The following is a 16,717-nucleotide window of genomic DNA, read 5'->3' as shown; positions in this document are numbered from 1 at the left end:
GATATTATAAGCACGAGCTTCTGGTGCAAATGACTTTTGTACGCCGACTAATGCCTCTTTGACGATATCTAAGCCACCGATATCTTTAGTAGCCGTTTCGCCAATAAATTCTAGTCCGTAAGTAGCGAATAACTCGTACTTATAGTGCAGTAATCGATCCGCTGCTGTGTCGAGATCCATACCTAATTCAATTGGTTTTAAGGCAATCCGAATTTCCTCTAACGTTAAGCCAGACAAGATATTTAAAAATTTAGGATTATCTGCTGGCAGTTGTGCCCCCGCAATCAGCTCCCTTACTTCTGCGGGCGTAGGCAAAGGAAAATCGTAGCTGTAAATCGATTGGACGAACTGATGGGGAATCTCGCCTGTTTCGAGAAACACGATCCGCCGCTCGTTGCTGCGCTGGAGATGAAAGAACAGGTTGAGAATCGCCTGATGCGCTCGAACTTGTAAGGGTCGATCGAGCGAGGCAATAGCGGTAAATAGATCGATGTAGACTGAAATGCCCGACTGTAAAGATTGTGGATCTAAGTGGCGTAAGATCTCAGATCCGAGATCGAGATCGTCCGCCCATTCATCTAAAATCCGATCGATCGAGTGCCATCCTGAAGCTATCGAACTCCAACACTGAATGGGTAGCTGCATTTGTTCGGCGACTACTTGTAATTTTAAAATACTGTTTTGTTGTTCGATCGCTCCAATCTCAATTCCTATTAGGGGACGATTGGTTAGGGTGGTGGCTAGACTCATCGGACGTGTATAGTGGTTTTATGCTTCTCGATTCCGATCGTTACTCAGTCTTTAGGCTAGGTAAGACAACCTATTGTTGCAGCGATTCTTCAGCGGCAATTGCTAACTCTCGGTCAGCTTCTACCAACTTGGTCGCCTCCGCATCGTTATTTAACTGCGCTAACAAACCCGTCTTCGAGCGATTGTTCTCAATCTCATCCGGTAACTCGTTTAAATCGGATAAGCTGACAACTTTCTCAACCCGAACCTTTTTGGCTGTAGATAATTCTTGCTTTTGAGTTTCGAGAATTTCATCGGCCGCTACTACAGTGGGAACCTTAGCTACTTCGCGCTGGGCAATATTTTTCAATTCGCCCACAGACGAACGAACCTGGGCAAATCCGGCTTTAGCTTGCTTGGCAACCCCTGTCGCAAGTTCCACATTGCCCTCGTTTGCAGCTCCTCGCTCGATCGATAGCAGCCGTTCCACTTCATCACCATCAGCTCGGATTTTAGCAACGATTTGCGTAGAATTAGAGTTCTTACCCCCAGCGGTTAACTCAGTTAAAATCGTTCCTGTGGCAGATACCTTGCCATTTGCATCGATCGTTAACTTGCCGTTTTCATTGCCAATCGTAGTTTGCTCGGCATCTTTGACAATCTGATAAGACCTGTCGCTAAACTCGAAAGATTTTTGTCCCTCTGGCAGGTTTTTGACTTCGTTTACTAAATTACTTAATTGTGGCAGTGGTTTAGATAACAACTTTGCTTTAGGAGTAAACTCGCTGCCAGACTGTCCGTTAAAACCTAGTTCGGCAGAGTCGAGTACATCGTCGATCGACTCGATATTAACATCGTGAACGATAACTTCACTATCTTCATTGGCAATAAAGGTAAATGGCTCCGCTCCAGCTCTAGCAACTGTATATTTTTTACTATTGCCAAGATCTGCTGTGGCTGAGATCGTCACCTGATTCTTACCGTTGCCTACGACAAGGTTGTTTTTGTCCGTTTTGCCGATCTCATGCAACCGCGCCAGTTGTTCTAGCCGCTGCCGATTATTGGCTAGGGGATCGTTGACGATCTCAGTATTAAATTGCGCTATGTTTACCTCTTCTGATTCTGAAACTACCGCAGTTGGCAGTTCTCCAATCAGATCGCCATTGACAACCTCGGATTGCTGTTCGGCAAGAATGCGACCTGTCAGGGAGTCGCTGGATATCTTTGCCAGATTGGGATTTAATACCGCAGGGATGGTATCGCGATTGATGGCGGCTTCGATTACCGCTGAATCCATGTGTTCGACAATGGTATTCATCTCGACCTTACCGTTTTTAACTTCTAATAATTTCACTCCCTCTGAAGCGATGGTGACGTTCTGAAAATCATGAGGAGCATTTTCTCCTTCAGGAGTCTTGAGTAAATCGATTAGTTTCTTGGCTTGTTCTGCATTACTACCGCGAACATCTTCCTCAATATTTACTTGGCCCTTAGACCGATCGAACATAAATTGCTTGATCGAGCCAAGTGTATTGCTTAATCTAGATTTGAGGTCTTTAAAAGAATCCTTGCTCTTCGCTAAAACAAATTGTTTGGATAACTTGATAATCTCAATTGTTAGTTGCACTGACTTCGTAGGCAGTTCGATTAAATCCTTACCAGCTCGATCTAAATCTTTTGCCTTCTGTTTTAATTGTGCTGCTATATCTGCTGATGTTCGTTCCTCTTCATTAGATTTTTTGGGCAACAATGCCGCGACAGTCGCCCCAATAATATTCCCCCCAATCTTGCCGATACCTTCTACAAAATCTTCAGCAGTATTAGAAATCTCCTTGGCTGTCATGCCTTGAACTGCTGATTGTGCTCTAGCCTGAATTCCGTCCATAATTTCCTCTATATTTAAGGTGTTTAGTTTGAACCGATCGAATTTTTATCTAAACTTCAAGTGACAATAAATCGTACATCGGATAATTAACTCCTACTGGCTCGATCGATTTTCCGACAAGTTCTGCATACATTTCTGGCGTGTAGTTTGCTAGAAAAAGATTTTGTTTGGGGATGTCAATAATGCCATTATCGCCCACTGTATAAGGTACTAAACGATCGGGATGCTGGCGGATGTACTCGACAGCTTCTGGCTCTATTCGTAAAAATTCTCCTTCTTGCTCCATTACTCCGATAATTTCATCTACATCGATCCAAAACGGGGTAGTTTTTAGATAATCGCTGCCACAAAAAGCAAACGTGCATGGAGTCATATTGCGGAAAATAACCTTCTCTGCTATGAGAGAGTTAACCTCAACTAGTTCGCCGTCGATATAGGTGAGAATGTATTCAAAGTCCCGATCTAAAGAAGTTTTATAAACTGTTTTGCTTACCCCGCGTACTCGCTCCGAGACGATCGAGTATTCATCGAAAATCTCAACTTTGTGAAAGTCTAAATTATGAAATGGCTTATTTGTCGCAATACTCAGCTCCATTAATTCCCGAATACGTGGAATGCTGACAGTACTGGAATCGCAAAAAACGAACCGCTCGACATAATTAATTTCTAAGGTGGGAAATCTGAGTGTGTCTAGTTTGGGATACTTAGTCTTTAAAGTCACGATTGGCTCCATAAATTAAATAATATAAATAACGTTCTATCGATAAACTATAGTGGAGAAACTAGAGATTTCTCGGTGTCTATCTCTACGTCATAAGTTTCATCATCTGCTTCTAGATCTGAATCGATAATTGTAGTAGAAGAAAAGCTCTAGTTAGAATCATCAGGGGATTTAGTGAACTTAATTCCGTGACTATCTAAAAGTAACAAAAGTCGATCGATATCGTCTTTTGCTTTGTACGCATCAAACTTCGCCGCACCTTCCTCGGACTTACTCGACCATTCTGGATAAATTAGAATATCGTCATTTTTGAAGATCTTAGATTCTTCAGCCAGTTGATATTGAGAAGGGTTATCGTGTGCATCGGGATAAAGTACTACATTAACTAACGTAGCTAATTTTGCTAACAATTTACCCTCTGGTGGTTCGGGAAAAAGGCGTTCGACGATTGCCCTGCGCTCGACCATAATTTCCGCGTGTTCGGCATTACTCAATTGTCGTTTGCTCGACTGAATTTTGGATAATAGCTTATCCCAATGTCCGACCGATCGTTTACTATTATCGATCTCTACTTGAGAGATTTTAATATCGTGTAAGATCGGAATGTATGCCTCCTTTTTGTTGCTATAGCCAGGGGATATTGTTACAGCTTTACCTTGTGGTAATTTCAAAAATTCCTCTGAAGTCATTAATGGCACTTGTGTCCTTTGCTCCGATCTCGATACCGTAGCGTTGCCACCTTGTCCGCTGCCGCCGTTAATACTCTTAGTCCAATAAACGATCTCTTTCTCCCCTAAATACTCTGAGTATTCCTTTGCGCTACCTACATCCTGCGGATTTAGGTAATGCTTGGTAGCACAATTAGCCATCATCGTATTCGCCCGATCCTCACCGTAGGTTTCGTTAAGTTGGCTTTTATTTTGGAGGCCGAGCAATCCGACGAATCCCGCCGACCGTGATTCAGCCAACCAATTAGCCAATTTAGGTAATCTCAGAGACGGAATTTCGTCAAACGAGCAAACTAGTGGAGTTATTCGGTGACGCGAGTGAGCAACGTTACGCGAGATTAATACGTCAAGAGCCGTTGCGAGAATCGGTGTGAGAATCGCCCGATAGTCTTGGTTTAGCCCTACAATTACGAGTGTTTTTCCTTCAATGTCAGGATTGAAGTCGCTCTTACCGCACAGAGCTGAAACGAAATCTCGCTCGATGAACTTCTGGAAGACCTTAGCTGCGTTACCGATGATGCCACCCTCAGTAACATTTGTCTCTTTTTTGCCACCACCAATACCGATTAGCTGACTAAAAGCTTTGTCATTCCAGACATTTAGGCGTTTGCTGGCAAACTTGAGCCGACTGCTGAGGTTTGGCAGAGCGATGATTGCCGCAGCCGTCATCAGATCGCCAATTTCCGGTTTGCCTTCTTGTTCTGCCACCCATTTAGCTGCTAAGAACAAACCTTTAACCAGCGTCACCCCCGCGTCCGTAAAGAACTCATTTCCACCACCGCTTTTATCGCTACCCTTGAGATTTTCGAGCATCACTTCCGCCATATTTCCCGCAGCGACCCCATGACCGGAATCGTCGATAAAATCGAGTAAGTTAAGGGTGCAAGATTCGGGGAAACTTGGCGCGAAAATCTGGATGTTGTAGCCATGCTCTTTGGCGTAACCGACAATCTCCTTAGACTGTTCATAGTATTTAAAATCGTAGAGAACGATCGACAGTCCTTGGTCAATCGCCGAACGCAGGTAAGGATTGAGTACCCCGTAAGATTTCCCCGTGCCAGCCGCCCCAAATGTCGCAGTCCCAGCTTGACAATCTGGAAAATATACAGTGCGATCGAGTTGGAGTAAGTTAGGAAACTTTGGTAAGTTTTTATGGCTCTGTCGAATCTTCTGGGCGATCTCGGCATCGCTGAATCCCTGTTGTTTCAGGGTTCTTTTAATGCTGCTAATCGTCGCTAGATAATGAGTCAATCGAGATCTTTGTGGTTGATTGATATACAGGCAAGTTTTGCCAACCTTAGACCACCTGTTAGCCACTTGCAGGCGACCCTTAGCTTGAGAGTTTTTACGCTCTTTAGTTCCACCCCAGTAAGCTTTACCTAACTTGCCTTGCGGTTTCTTACTGCATAGTGCGGCAACGAGCAAAATTAACCCACAACCCGATATTAAACCCCAGGGCGAGACAATGAAGCTCTTGGCTTGGGCGAGGGTTGGTAATTGCTGGGGTACTGGCTGATGACTGACTGAATGCGGGTTGTGAAATTTCGTCATTATGGCATCCTCACTTGACGGTAAATAGAGGCACCAACTACCGGAATGGCAATGCCGCGATTACGTTCGGAAATAGTCAAGTACAGGGGTATGGGCATAAAATAGGGAGAGCAGCCAGCCAGCCAAGCACATACCCGCGTATTCATGTGAATCAGTGCTGTACCTTTTTTGGCATTAACGTTAGTCAGAATGAATTTCACACCCCCTGAACCGATATCGACGACGACTCCAGCAGGTTCGCGCCCACCATTCATCAAAGCAAGTACGCCATAGCCACCAGGCACGGATTGACTATCCCCAGAAATAATCCGCGCTCCATTGAGATAGGGCATCCCCAAAACCGATCGAAACTCGCCATAATCGCATTTGGTCTTGCACTTATGCGCTCCGTTATCGGAAATCACCATGTGTTGGATATTCCGCTCGTTCGTCCGCACCAAATCTAGCCGAATCGCCGCCACCCCAACTGGATATGAAAACCCAGGCATTTGCGAGATAAGTACCTCACTCAATCCAGGGATCGTATTTGCCGTTAAATTGGAAATCCCAGGAAACTGCTTGAGCTGAATGTTTTGAATTTGGGGGAATTGGGCGATACTCGTTTTACGTAAGTCGGCAACACTTCCGAGCGTTGCATTAGGATTTTTAGCAGCTAGATTACCCACTGTCGTCCGCGAACCATCGGCAGCCGTAACAGGCATTTGTGCCATCCCTGGAGTTGCAGCAATATCGCTAACTTTAAGCCGACTCAACCACGGAGTCGCTGTAGCCAAACTGCTATTAGAGTCAACCCTCGTACCATTTTTAGCTGCAATCTGAGCTGGGGTCAATTCACCTGCTGCAAAAGTAGTATTCCATACGGACATTGGAACACAAGATGCTGGAGCTACCCTAGCAGGACAATTAATTGAAGTCATCCCACCCATCGAGCCTTGAGCTTCAGGTGGAACATTAACCTTCATTGAATTAGGATAGGCTGGCATCGAACCAATGGTCGAGTTACCGAGTGTTTCCTCGATCGTTTGAGTTTCCGCGTGTACGGGATGAATATTTAGGCTCAAACAAACGCCCACGATCGGTAAAATTGAATGTTGAAATTTGAATCTTGCCATTGTAAATTACTCCAAGTATTCTAAAGCCGAATGAGGTTAGTTCAGGAAATTGCTCCAGTTAGTCCAAAACTGAGTGGAGTCGATCAAGAAAAATACCAACCCAGTAGCATAAAAAGCAAAGAATACAAATTTACAAAACTGATTGAATTGACGAGAGCGATAAAAATCTAAAGTAGACTTAACAAGACAATCGAGACTTTTCATGATAATTTAAACTGGTGATCGGGTTGTTGTAATTTGAGCGAAGAGAATCAAGAGCCTAACAGAATCAGTTTAGATACTAAATTCAAATCGATTCGATGCTTGCTTGCGGCAGTAAGTAACGGCATTCCCCCATGAACGTCAAGGATAAACCGATCGATTGGATTGCCGCCCCGCCTGTCGTAGCCAGGAATTTCATTGCGATCGATAGCAACTTTCAAACCTTTAAAGAGCTTAGAAGTTAAAATCTTTAACCGAATAGAATTCTCTTTCTGGCGCAGTTCCTCGGCATTTCTGGCGGCAATCGGATCGTAATATCGAGGGGGAGGTGCAGCTTTAATGAAATTAATTTGGGCGATCGCTACATCTCTAGGTCTGCCTTGACGCAAGCTAAAAATATACGTTCGGCGGTTATTCGCTCGATCTCTAGTCCTAATCGTTAGTACCGATTGAGTTGCAATTGAGTTAACTTTAATTACTCCAGGTAATTGAAGTTTGTCAATTAGAGTTAAATGCACTAAATTTGCCGGATCTTGACAACCTTCTTGTGCTGCAAGACAACCTTCCGCCTTGATTCCAACAAAGGAGCGATTGTCTGCAATCATTGTTTGAATATATTCCCCAGCTCCTTCAAAGTTCAGGTTAACACCCACTCCAGGGATGATATTTACAACCAATACGCCATTCATTGGCGTGGATACTTCCCGAACGATCGGCTGACTAGCTAGACTAGGAGATCCTGCTAAAAAAGTCGAAACTAATACTAATGGCAATCCTAAAGATTTCCTCAACATTCTCCTCACCTCACTGCAAACGGCTTAACCGCAACGATCGTCATTTTGTATCCCATTGGCAGATACCAGAGCCTGGATGCACTCTCCAAACGCTTAATCTCAGTTTCATTACGTTTTGCCCAAGCCTCAAGGATCGGCGTTGCACCGCCGTCTAGAACTCCACCTAAAATATTGGGATTGCTAGTACTACTAACAACAGCCGTCCCATTGGTCGAAACTTGCACCGATGTATTTGGTTGAGTTAGAACTTTCCCAAGCCCAGAAGCCGCCCCTGCTAAAAACGTCTGCAAATCCCGCCGACCGATTTCGCCCTGGTCGAACTGCTTGTATTGTGCGATGACGGGACTATTATCGGTGCCACTGAGAATTAAGCTCCCCGCATCGATGGGAATATTTTCACCATTAACGATTGCTATGGCTGAGACGATTCGCATCAGTCCATTTGATGCCACTGTCACCGTCGCAATAATTCTCGTGCCATCAGGAATGGGAACCCCGCCGTTGGTATCAGCAAAACCCTGTTCTAGTTGCAATAAAATTTCTTGTCCGGTTTCACCAGGGATGATTTGCATCGGCGAGATCAGCGATACCATCCTGTTCTGACCTGGTATTACAACCGCCTGCGCCACCGTAAAAGTTGTATTGTCTTTGTAATCATCTTTTTCTCTAGAATATTGAGAAATTGGCTGGACGACGGGTTCAGAAACTGACTCGATCGCAGGTTGGGGGAGAGCTTCTGAATATGACCTCGGATCGATCGAAGCTACATAGTTGGCTGGTGCGTTCTTAATCGTGCTAGCTTGTGGCACGAGTTGTCGCATAGGTTGTTGAATCAATGGCTGGTTGAGCTGCGGGAGTTGTTGTGGAGATGATTGACCAACTGGTTTGAACGATGGTTGTCCATCCGATTGCACTACTGGTTGTTGGTAAATCTGCGAGGTGACAGGTTGCGTAACTGGCTGTGGAATGGGTTGAAAAATAGTTTGTTGTTGAATCGGTTGTCGAACGGGTTGCCCGACAGATTGTTGGACGGGTTCTGGTGTAGACTGTGCGACGGTTTTTGACACCGCCTTCTCCCCATAAACTCCAATAGCATTATCGGTAGCCTCTTGCCAGGATACTTGAACTTTAGGAACGATTGCCCCAGTCGCGGGATCGGGCTGGGGTTTAACGATTGCCACTTGAGCATTCGATCTAGGTTGAGGCGCGGTTTTAGCTACAGGCTGAGGTTTAAACGCCACAGGCTGAGGCTTGACGGCTACTACTGGAGATTTCGCCTTTGGCTCTTTTGCAACTCGCGGCTGAGAAACGGGAGTAATCGCAGGTGCAACAGGAATAGGCTTGGTGACTGGAGCGATTGGCGGGATGCTTCTTGCTGGCGGTTCTACATTTGTTGGTGGGGCAGATCTGCGAGTAACGGGTGTAACTGGGGTAGCCTGTGAATTGGGTGTTGCTGCGGCGGCTTTTGCATCTGCGGTAGCTTTGGCGATCCGCTCGGCTTCTTGAGCTTTAGCTGCATCTTCAAGCCCTCGCGTCTGCTCTTGCATCGCTAATTTGTTCTGCATGGTGGCAAAACGCGGATCGGGTGCAAAATCGGCTTTCGGAGCTGTAGGTTCGGGATTGGGGTTAGCAGCTACTATCGGACTCTTTTGCCCACTATTGCCGAACATCATATATCCGAGTCCACCGATTGGAATTGCCGATAATCCCAAGATCAGGGCGGATTTAACACCACCTTGCTTGTAGAAGGGGATTGTACTGCGCTGTTCCTCAATGTCACCTTCAGGCTCGGCGGGAGAACCGTGCGGATGTTCGCTAGTACCGGAAAGATCTGAATCGGTACCAACTAACTCGCTAAGAAATTCATTGTCTAAGTGAGGATTTTCTGAGTTGAATTTTGCTTGCATGACTATTTTTAAGGAGTTGTAGGATTAACGTTGGTAGAAGGAGCCGGAGCAAATCCTGTTGATGGCTGGGACACAGGTGGCTTGATATCATCTGTTTGATATCCCTCGATCGCATAGATTTGTAGTCCAGATGATTGCGCCATTGCCACCACTTGAGCTAAATCTCCAGGAGTAGTCGTTTGAGCGAGAGCCGCTGGATAGATGGCCCTGACATAGATGATTTTATTGAACGGAATCGTTTTCTCTGGTACGTTTGCTGCCGAACGTAAAATTAGATTTGCCACGACTTTAACTTTCCAAAGTCGTTCGTCAGCATTGCCTTTGACTTCGATCGGATCTTGCAAGTCCAAAATCGAGATCGTCACTTCCGACTGACCTTGTAAAACGCCTAACTTGGTAAGCAATGGTGCGATCGTCTCGCCTAAAAATTCTTCTCTAAACTTGTCTGATAAAGCGAAACTTCCTGCCCAAACAGTAGTTGGTACTAAGCCTTTGGCTGATTTAGATTCGATCGGGGTACCAGGATCGATCTTGGGTCGGCGCATATCTTCCGTAGTCGAGGGTGGCAAATATCTACTCCAAGTAAATAACTTGGTTAAAGTCATCGCCGTGAAATCTTTAATAAACTGAGGCGATCGATTTTTAGCTTCAAATGCTGTAACTTGAATCGTTTTCCCGTTAATAGTCTGTACCATCGTCGGTAACGGACGATTGGCAATATTATTCGTGCTAAAGGCGTTAATTACCAATAAGAGTGTATTGAAAATTGATAATCCGCATGTAACTAAAACAAATAATGCAAAGCGATTATTCTCCGTCGCTTGAGAATGCGGACGGATCTTAGTTAAAGATTTAAGTTCGTGAAATGAGTCAGACATGAATTTAGATAGTTATTTAGTAATTAAAATTAAAATAATTTTAGAGTTTATTTTTTACTAAAAAGTGCCTTAGCTTTACCCCCAATGGCTCCAGCTATTTTCGCTCCATCGCTCGTACCCCCTGCTTTAGCTGCAATCCCTGCTTTAGCTGCTTTCCCGATGCCGCCTGCTGCACCTCCCGCTGCTGCTCCTGCGCCACTAATTGGAGCTGTCGCCAATCCTTCAGCAACGGCAACCATCGAGCCTTTAGCAAAGATAAAGGTGATGAATGGTGCAAATATCGCAGATAGCATGGCGAGTACATAACCCAATCCCCCCAATCTGCCTGCAATAGTGGCAATTAAAGCTAACACGATGGCAAAACAAATCTTGGCATTGCATAGTGCCCAGAACTGTGAAAACCAATCCACCATCGCTTTTTCATCAGCTACTCCCATTGCTAGAGCTAGGGGTAATAAATAAAATGACAAAATCGCCGCAAGTTCGAGTGCCCAGTAAAACATAATCGTGATGCACTTGAGAACCAAAGAAATTAGTTCGTCCCCCATTTTTGCAAAAGCTGCTCCAGGATCTGAAATAGCACTCCCAACGCCGATCGCAGTGTTTATTAGACCATCTAGCACGTTACCGCCAGCGTTATTGCCATTAACTCCAGCACCGCTTGCCGCAGCTTGCTGCTGTGCGATTTGAGATACCATTGCTTGTGAATATTGAACGATTGCCGGATCTGTAACATTAGCATCGTTGATAGTTTGTGCTAATGTAGCTGCCGCAGTTGCCGCACAAGTAAGTTGAGCTGACTGACCACCCTGAGCATTTGTCGTATTGGGCTTGAGCCGACATAGATTGAGAGATGCTAAAAATTGCTTGACGGCTGATTGTCCTGTTGCAGAATTACTATTTGGGTCGAGTGGTGTATTGGTAATCCCCGCCGCTTGTGATGCGGCAGAATCTGCCTGCATGTCCGCACCCACATTTTGAATGATGGTGATGCCAAAGCCCTGAGTCAAACCTCTAAGTGCATAAGTCGCTTTCTTAGCTGGGCCACCACTTTGAGATAGTAAAATGATGAATAATAATGGCATCATTAACTTCTGAATAACATGCCAAGGTTGCATTTCGGCGTTTAATGAGTACTCTTCATAGAGCTTGTAGCATCGCCAAGCTAGAAAAATAAATGCCAGACTAATACTAAATCCCGCAATTCGACCAAAGATACCGCTGCTGTTATAAAGAACCGCCCACATCGCATTGGTAGAATCAGCAGCATCCTTCGCTGCATCTGCGGCGGCTGAAGCTATGCCACCATTTGCAGCACTACTTGGAGGACTTGCAGCAGCAAAAAGATATGAATTAGCAGCTATAAATGAAGTTAAATACATCTTTAAAAATCGTTAAAGTTTTAAATGCGAGTAAAGCAAAAATATCAATTATTTCTGCTTTACTCTTGTAAGTTATGGTTGTGCTTTCACTCTAGAAATTCCACCGATATAAGCATCAAGATAAACATTGCGTTTTCCATAGGCGATATTGGCATCTGCTTCACCAAGGGCGATTTTTCGTTGAAGATCTTGACTTTCAGATGTTTGCTGTAATAACTGCGCTTGAACGATACCCTGCTTACTTGTGTTGTTCAAAATCGCATCATTCTGATGAACGCTGCCTGTCATTACAGCTTTCAAGCTTTGAAGTGCAGTTAAAGAATCATCCTCGGAAGTTTGCGCGAGTTTATCTGAATTTTTAACTACATTATTAGAGTCAGAAAGCATCACTCCATTTTCGTTTGTTGCGTCCTTACCGAGGAAAGTACTAGCTACGATCGTGCCGTTTTCAGTAGTGGGATTAGAACCACTCGAAAATGAAACATTCGGCGAATTATTACTATCCACAACAATTTGAGCCGCTTGTCGAGCCTTAGCCGCATCGTTATTTTTTTGGATTAAAGCGGCGACGTTAGCTGGACTCGATGGTGAGACGATCGAACGTTCTGCTGCTGTAGAGGATGCTGGCGGAGCGGTTGGAGTTGTGCCACCGAATAACCCAGCCAACCCAGCCAACCCAGGAAACATCGACTGAAACTGTGCCGTTGCTGTCTTAACTGCCCAATCAGTACCCGCTTGTTGAGCGGAAGCCATATATTGCTGTGAAATTGCTTGAGCCGATGCCTGCAAGGTTGAAGTGATATTACCAAAAGATGCAAATATAGTTTGTGGATTTGCAGCACAACTGCCGGGGTTCGCAATACATGGAGCCAAAGGATTGGCAAAGACGATCGGAGTGTAGCCAGCGGATGGTGTAACGGTAAAACCTGCTGAAGTAAAAGCATTAGGATTATTGGTACTGACTGCGAATGACGGCAATGCTGGCAGTGCTAGTCCCGTTCCAATTGGGACAATACTCCCGTTTGCGCCGACAGTGTAAGAATTTCCACTAGATCCAGTTAAGATTGCCCCACTCGGAAAAATTGGAGTCGTACCAACAGTGGGACTAGCACCAACAGATCCATCGATAGCCGTAGTTGCGGGAAGCCCTGTCAGCGGATCGATCGGAGCTAGCGTACCCCCAATCGTAGCTGCCTGAGCGTGAGATGTAGATGATAAAATCATCCACGCAATCGAAACCGCACTGAGTAACTTTAATTTCATAGCAATTGTTAGGTAGGTAATAATTCCGTAGCATATTGATGCAGCCCTAGAATCGGATTCTCAGCCGCAGCCATTAACTCTTGTCGTCGTTTGACTTCAAGCGTATTGTTAACGACTGCTGCCAAGCTACCCGCACTGGCATAAGCGCGGACGCGGGTGTAACTGCGTCCGTCGAGTAAGAGCCAGTTCGAGTATCCCAATGCTTTGTTTGGCTTGAATGAATCAGTCATTGTGGGGCTAAGAATTTCTTCGGGAATGAAGAGAATGTCCCGAAATGCCTCCCTGACCTCCGGCTGAATCCGCCCAACTAATTTAATATTGCAGTTACCTAAAATTCGATCGCCATCCGCGCAATTTGCGATCGAGCCTGGTTCTTGAGCCGCGAGAATTACGCTGATTCCTGATTTACCTCCGTTGGCACAAAGCTTTCCAACTTGATTTGCCAGTGCTGGGAATTGGAGTAAAATTGCCGCCTCATCCACAATCAATACAGACTTAACGTTACTAAAGGCTCGTCGCAACACCGCCCCAAACATACACATCGATAGGATCGCCGCATCCTCAGCGTTATTTACCCCGCGCATTGCCATCACAAATAACTTGCTGTCGGCTGAAAATGTTGAGGGACGCGACAAGGCTTTGCCTACCCTACTAGTCAGCCAGTAACGTAATTTAGTAACGACAAAATTTAGAGCCTCGATCTGTTCTGGAGACTGTTTGAGGGCGATTCGTTCCGGCGAGCAAAACTCGACAAAATGCTTGAGAGTTGGATACTTGAACCATTCAGGCGATCCGAGTCCATTACTACGGGCTTCGCGAATCGCCTTCTTGATCTCATAGTCACCAAAGAATTTCGCCATCACTAAAGCCAGGATCGAGCGCACGATATCGCCGTTAACGCTGGTATTTTGAGCGGTGGTTCCCATCACCATTGAATAGAGAATTTCGAGCAAGAAGTCCTCATAGTCTAAGTGGCGACTATCTTGCTGCTCCTGGGATAGATGGTTGATATTTGGTAACTCAAACAGATTACTCGCTTCTTTACCCACGTCGAAGTAGGCTTCCCCCAGCAGGATGGTGTAATCCTTGAACGTGCTAGCATCCTCAGTCGGTGGGTAATCGATGATTGATACAGGAACATCGTTAAGCAGGAAGTCGTTGGTCATGCTAGTCAATAGGACGGATTTACCCACTCGTTGAGTAGCTAGCAATATCATGTGGTGCTGGCTGTTAATCATGTCGAGAGCGATCGGTACGCCACCATCATGAGAGATAAATTCAAACCCCGATTTATCGACAGTCGATACCTGAGATAACGGAATCGTCCCCAGGACGTATTCGCTGAAAATCCTGCCCAGACGGTTGTAGGGAAATTTGAGCAGCGGAGTCCAAGTGACTGGAAATGTCTGCGCCCAAGTCTTCCATGTATAAGTGGTTTCGCGATTGAGGTTCGCGGGATAGAGAAATAAGCTTTCTAAATAGTTACAGGCGCGATCTAACTTGTCTAATGAGTCGCGGTGAACTAAGAAGACTGTCGAACAAGAGAGCGCGACATCGCCTCGGTGTAAGGTTGCACGAGCGTCAATTGCTTCTTGGAGATCGATCGTCGCAGCTACCCCTACATCTCCATCTTCAGCAGCTTTACCCGCCCGGAAGATTTGCTCTTTGGTGACATCTTTAAGCTGAGAGCGAACGATCGTTTGATCGACTTTGGATAACTGCGTGATAATTTCAATGTCATTCACCAAATCTTGGCTGAGTTTACTCCAGAAATAGTTGAGGCAGTCGCGCTCGTCTTCCCATCCATCTGGACGATCGAGCATTGCCATGACTGCGGTAAATCTTTTCTTGACGCGCACCCAACGGTAATCAGCCGTTGGTAAAGATTCCTCGCTGTTGATTAGCAATGACAAAGCATGAATATCTGAAGTAATTTCCTCTTTAATCGACTCACGATCGAAAATCAATTTCTGTGGAACGGGAATACATGGCTTGATATTGAATCTTGCCCACAAATCCGCCCATAATTCCTGTGCTTGTAGAGGTCTGACAGTCAAACCCATCTTGTTGACAAAAATCTGTTCCCAGAGCAAGAAGGCATTAAAGCTGGCTTCAAGGAATGCGAAAAACTCTTGAGACTTCCTAATCTTTTCTGCCCCGGAGAAATTACCGAGATTTTTCAGTAACCCCTTAGTGATTTTCTCTACCCGATCGTCTTTAACATCAGCATCGGGATCGTAAGTAAATGTGGCAAATACCCGCAAACTCTTCTGCTTCCGCAACCCCTTCGCGCTCAGAATTTCTAATCGCTTGAGTTCGGTCGTGGCGATATACTTGAGGATTGCGTTAGTAGTGCTGTTAATTAACTTAATCAAGTAGTTGCGACGATCGCTATCTTCAACAAAAGACTTAGCATGAAATGTTAACAACTCACCTTCGGGTAAATCCTTAAATCCGTTACTAGTCCCATAGAACGTTGAGTCTAGCTGTGCGTCGGGCAAGTTCGGATGAATGCCATCGCAATCGAAACCGAAAACTGCTCGATATTTAGTTTCAGCCCAAGACAATAAATACGCACCAAATTTGCGCCCTTCTGCTTCAAATTGAATGTGACAGATTAGATCGAACTCATTCTCGATCGGCACCACTTTTTCAGGTTTGCCACCAGGCAAAAGCCGATCCTTACGCGGTAAAACTTTGTGAGAAACCTTGTTTTTCGCTACTTTAGCGACGTTTTCTCTGGGCTTGTTGGGCTTTCTGGGGGCGATTGTCATAATCTTGAAGGGATTGCAGGAAGGGCTTGTAGCGAATATTTGCGCGGTAGTAACGATATGGATGATGGAAGGTACCGAGAAATCTCCAAACTCCTCTAGCAACTAAAATTGCCCAGGCGACATTGATTGCCAAGCAAACTACGGCGGTCGGCATCCAAGGAAGGTTAAAGGTTACACATCCAAATATCGCTGCTAAAATGTCTAGCAAAAGAGCTGGAATCATTACATCCGCAGGAATGCCAGCAATATTTCGCTTTTTTGATAAAATCCGATTTACTTTAATAGGCACGACATATTTACAAAGCTGAAATTTAACTAAATCCGATCGGTGAAATCAATCTAACAATCGTTGGATCGATTTGAACGATTGCTCCGTAGCTTAGGCACCGAGAAACATCAGTGCGGCAGCATCAATGATCCCGACTACTACAAGCAATACAATTGGTGTCTGGATTACATCCAACAACTCAGCTTGTTGAGTATATTTGTCGTATGCTCTGTATAACGCCCACATGAAGCCAGTAAAAAACAGTATTCGGAAAACAATAATCATATTGTCGATAATCGCAGTAGCACCAGTAGCTGCCGTACCAGTACTTGTCGCCGCCGTACCAGCAGCCGTACTCACCGCAGTCCCAGTGACCATTGCTTTGAACCTGAGTTCGATGAGGCTAGCCTCATCATCAAATCAATTACCTGACTGTGTTTGAGCCAATCACTACCAATCCTCAAAAACTAAGTGTTTCATAAATTATTATCAATAAGCTCTGCTTGTTGATAATTAGCGGTCAT

Annotated in this window: 12 protein-coding genes and 1 pseudogene; all 13 read right to left on the bottom strand. The window is 45.1% G+C overall.

Features of this window, described 5'->3' with window-relative positions:
• Positions 1 to 750, bottom strand: a pseudogene (locus ACEW9I_RS00850) (hypothetical protein); the annotation flags it as partial.
• 70 nt (positions 751 to 820) lie between these two features.
• Positions 821 to 2,614, bottom strand: a complete 1,794-nt coding sequence (locus tag ACEW9I_RS00845) for a hypothetical protein (RefSeq protein ID WP_373538486.1) — start codon at positions 2,612 to 2,614, stop codon at positions 821 to 823.
• Between the two features lie 49 nt (positions 2,615 to 2,663).
• Positions 2,664 to 3,335, bottom strand: coding sequence for a hypothetical protein (locus ACEW9I_RS00840; RefSeq protein ID WP_373538485.1), 672 nt, complete (start codon positions 3,333 to 3,335; stop codon positions 2,664 to 2,666).
• Positions 3,336 to 3,484: 149 nt separating this feature from the next.
• Positions 3,485 to 5,614 carry a type IV secretory system conjugative DNA transfer family protein gene (locus ACEW9I_RS00835; RefSeq protein WP_373538484.1) on the bottom strand — a complete coding sequence of 710 codons (2,130 nt, stop codon included), beginning with the start codon at positions 5,612 to 5,614 and terminating at the stop codon, positions 3,485 to 3,487.
• The gene (locus tag ACEW9I_RS00830; RefSeq protein WP_373538483.1) at positions 5,614 to 6,726 is read right to left on the bottom strand and encodes a hypothetical protein; all 1,113 of its coding nucleotides are present in this window, start codon (positions 6,724 to 6,726) and stop codon (positions 5,614 to 5,616) included. Before ACEW9I_RS00830 ends, ACEW9I_RS00835 begins: the two co-directional genes overlap by 1 nt.
• Positions 6,727 to 6,977: 251 nt before the next feature.
• Positions 6,978 to 7,721: a hypothetical protein gene (locus tag ACEW9I_RS00825; protein ID WP_373538482.1), complete on the bottom strand. Its 744-nt coding sequence runs from the start codon at positions 7,719 to 7,721 to the stop codon at positions 6,978 to 6,980.
• 5 nt (positions 7,722 to 7,726) lie between these two features.
• Entirely contained in the window at positions 7,727 to 9,628 is a 1,902-nt protein-coding gene (locus ACEW9I_RS00820) for a hypothetical protein (protein ID WP_373538481.1), read from the bottom strand.
• Between the two features lie 8 nt (positions 9,629 to 9,636).
• Positions 9,637 to 10,506, bottom strand: a complete 870-nt coding sequence (locus tag ACEW9I_RS00815) for a hypothetical protein (RefSeq protein WP_373538480.1) — start codon at positions 10,504 to 10,506, stop codon at positions 9,637 to 9,639.
• A 47-nt stretch (positions 10,507 to 10,553) separates the two neighbouring features.
• Positions 10,554 to 11,888 (bottom strand): hypothetical protein, encoded by a 1,335-nt coding sequence (locus ACEW9I_RS00810; RefSeq protein WP_373538479.1) that lies wholly within the window; start codon positions 11,886 to 11,888, stop codon positions 10,554 to 10,556.
• 72 nt (positions 11,889 to 11,960) lie between these two features.
• Positions 11,961 to 13,151: a hypothetical protein gene (locus ACEW9I_RS00805; RefSeq protein ID WP_373538478.1), complete on the bottom strand. Its 1,191-nt coding sequence runs from the start codon at positions 13,149 to 13,151 to the stop codon at positions 11,961 to 11,963.
• Positions 13,152 to 13,159: 8 nt separating this feature from the next.
• The gene (locus ACEW9I_RS00800) at positions 13,160 to 15,925 is read right to left on the bottom strand and encodes a hypothetical protein (protein ID WP_373538477.1); all 2,766 of its coding nucleotides are present in this window, start codon (positions 15,923 to 15,925) and stop codon (positions 13,160 to 13,162) included.
• On the bottom strand, positions 15,876 to 16,214 hold the full coding sequence (locus ACEW9I_RS00795; protein WP_373538476.1) for a hypothetical protein: 339 nt from the start codon (positions 16,212 to 16,214) through the stop codon (positions 15,876 to 15,878). Before ACEW9I_RS00795 ends, ACEW9I_RS00800 begins: the two co-directional genes overlap by 50 nt.
• A gap of 90 nt (positions 16,215 to 16,304) precedes the next feature.
• Complete coding sequence (locus ACEW9I_RS00790) at positions 16,305 to 16,571, bottom strand: hypothetical protein (protein WP_373538475.1); 267 nt, start codon at positions 16,569 to 16,571, stop codon at positions 16,305 to 16,307.
• Positions 16,572 to 16,717: the final 146 nt, after the last annotated feature.

Origin of the sequence: Chamaesiphon sp. (assembly GCF_041738855.1) — a bacterium.
GTDB lineage: Bacteria > Cyanobacteriota > Cyanobacteriia > Cyanobacteriales > Chamaesiphonaceae > Chamaesiphon.
Note: the sequence above shows the minus strand (reverse complement) of the source record. Positions and strands in the feature narration are given on the sequence as shown.

Coding starts and splice junctions, on each gene's coding strand:
- ACEW9I_RS00845 (WP_373538486.1), bottom strand. CDS start 2,614: ATGGACGGAATTCAGGCTAGAGCACAATCAGCAGTTCAAGGCATGACA.
- ACEW9I_RS00830 (WP_373538483.1), bottom strand. CDS start 6,726: ATGGCAAGATTCAAATTTCAACATTCAATTTTACCGATCGTGGGCGTT.
- ACEW9I_RS00790 (WP_373538475.1), bottom strand. CDS start 16,571: ATGGTCACTGGGACTGCGGTGAGTACGGCTGCTGGTACGGCGGCGACA.
- ACEW9I_RS00800 (WP_373538477.1), bottom strand. CDS start 15,925: ATGACAATCGCCCCCAGAAAGCCCAACAAGCCCAGAGAAAACGTCGCT.
- ACEW9I_RS00835 (WP_373538484.1), bottom strand. CDS start 5,614: ATGACGAAATTTCACAACCCGCATTCAGTCAGTCATCAGCCAGTACCC.
- ACEW9I_RS00805 (WP_373538478.1), bottom strand. CDS start 13,151: ATGAAATTAAAGTTACTCAGTGCGGTTTCGATTGCGTGGATGATTTTA.
- ACEW9I_RS00815 (WP_373538480.1), bottom strand. CDS start 10,506: ATGTCTGACTCATTTCACGAACTTAAATCTTTAACTAAGATCCGTCCG.
- ACEW9I_RS00825 (WP_373538482.1), bottom strand. CDS start 7,721: ATGTTGAGGAAATCTTTAGGATTGCCATTAGTATTAGTTTCGACTTTT.
- ACEW9I_RS00810 (WP_373538479.1), bottom strand. CDS start 11,888: ATGTATTTAACTTCATTTATAGCTGCTAATTCATATCTTTTTGCTGCT.
- ACEW9I_RS00820 (WP_373538481.1), bottom strand. CDS start 9,628: ATGCAAGCAAAATTCAACTCAGAAAATCCTCACTTAGACAATGAATTT.